This is a genomic window from Vibrio sp. OPT46, assembly GCF_015163535.1.
Lineage (GTDB): Bacteria > Pseudomonadota > Gammaproteobacteria > Enterobacterales > Vibrionaceae > Vibrio > Vibrio alginolyticus.
Window position 1 is genome coordinate 5,084 of the sequence record NZ_JADDYG010000637.1, and the last position, 1,787, is coordinate 6,870.

At 37.0% G+C, this 1,787-nt stretch carries 3 protein-coding genes; 1 reads left to right on the plus strand and 2 read right to left on the minus strand.

Annotated features, from left to right (window positions below; translation table 11 throughout):
* Positions 1–519, minus strand: a 519-nt coding sequence (locus IQR33_RS23955) for a hypothetical protein (protein ID WP_193844125.1), incomplete at its 3' end; no start/stop codon positions are given.
* A 101-nt stretch (positions 520–620) separates the two neighbouring features.
* On the opposite strand from IQR33_RS23955, the gene IQR33_RS23960 reads away from it, so the two are divergent.
* Complete coding sequence (locus IQR33_RS23960; RefSeq protein ID WP_031815847.1) at positions 621–929, plus strand: helix-turn-helix domain-containing protein; 309 nt, start codon at positions 621–623, stop codon at positions 927–929.
* Positions 930–1,151: 222 nt separating this feature from the next.
* Here the strand turns inward: IQR33_RS23960 and IQR33_RS23965 are convergent.
* Positions 1,152–1,787 (minus strand): hypothetical protein (locus IQR33_RS23965; protein ID WP_228014106.1); only part of this gene is annotated, 636 nt, incomplete at its 5' end.

Below are 1,787 nucleotides of genomic sequence, written 5' to 3' on the forward strand. Positions count from 1 at the left end.
ACTAGTAAGTGCATTTATCTTTCCAAGAGTTGTTTCTGAACGTTCTTTAGCTTGAGTATAAATAGGCATTAAAAGTTCTTTTTTATCTGGAAACCGACTCATTAGGCGACAATACTCTTGTTCCTCCGCAAAGGTAACTGAAAGTTCACTTTTATACCGAATACGTTCTTTTTGTAACGTTTCTATGTATTTTTCGTTTTGGCTAATTTGAGTTGTTTTTTCCGGTACCATCGTTTCACATTGATACTTTTTAACCATTTTTTTAGAAAATGAGCTCAAGTTGAATGCTTCAGTTTTTATGTATTGTTTTGCCCTGCCATTACCCACTGTTTTTAAATATCCATTGGATACAAGGCGATTTACTTGGCGATAAACGTATTTCCTTGCGTCATTCGCATTATCAAAGCAGTCAATGGATTGTTGTAATACATCGCGAGCCTGAGTCACCGTGAACCGATCAAGATTATGATTAATAAGAAGGTTATAAATTGGATGGCTTAGTTTTTTGGTTCTTTTCATTGTTACCTCTATCTCACAACAAACTTAGGATTGCTAAGTATACAAAAATAGGTAAAACTTAGACAATCTAAGTTATCTATAGGTAAAAAAAGAATGTCTAAGTGGAAAACCCGATCCCTGCGAGGCTCAAAGCTGCACGTAAAAAAGCTAAAATCACCCAAAAAGACCTGGGAGTAAAAATCGGAATGGAAGAAAGTTCAGCCAGTGGTCGTATGAACCATTACGAAAAAGGTCGCCACGTACCAGATATTGGTACTTTAACCCGTATGGCTGAAGAGTTAGGTGTGCCACTGAATTATTTCTTTTGTAAAGATGATATAACCGCTGAATTAGTTTGCTTGATAGATAAATTAACAGACGACGATAAGAAAAAATTGTTGGCTAAATTAAATTCAGAAAACAATCTCTAACATAATAGACTTATCAGCCTAAAGGCCTAAAAGTTATACCTGATATATTTACACTATCATTGCCTGAGTCAATTATGTCTTTTTCTGATCCAATAAACTTTGTGATAAGAACATACGAAACTGGTATGTTCTCTCGGGGATAGCACTCGGTACACTGCATTTCAACTTAGTGTAACCAATTGAATTGTAAAAAGCCGCACATTTGCCCGGCTCTCTCATGCTTTACATGCGGTTATAAATCAAATCCATCATATCAGTTGCGGTATTGCGAACATCTTCAATATTCATCTCCATCAACTCGTGCATTGGTGAGTTTAAAGTTGTTCTAAAAGAATGAATCTCATTTGCTACTGCCTCAGTTATAACATTACTGTCCTTAAGGGTATCGATACAAACTGAAAAATCGGTTCTCATAGTGGCCCCGTTGGTTCTGAGTTGGTTTTTGTATCGATGGCGAAGCTCTGTTTCCAAGAATGGTCTAAGTATCAGTATTTTGTTGTCTTGGGTTTCATTGTTTATAAATGCAGTGATTTCGTTGTATGCATCATCATGCTCCGTCGCTGTCATCTCTGCCTCTGTAGTAGCAGCAAAGTCCGAGCCATTCGCTACTTTTACAATTTTTAGTGCTCTCGTATTATTGAACTTCTTAATTGCTGTCGCGGCCATTCCACGGTAGTGGGTTGTTATGAACAACTGCTTTATAGTTGGCGAAATCTCATAGAGCTTATTCAAAATACTAGAGATTCGTTCATTGTCAAAGCTGGTCACTGGGTCGTCCATTACCAATATGGCTTTGGCTTTATCCTCATTTGAAAGCTTGTTAATTTTAGCTAGATATATGCAAAGCGCCAAAGCACG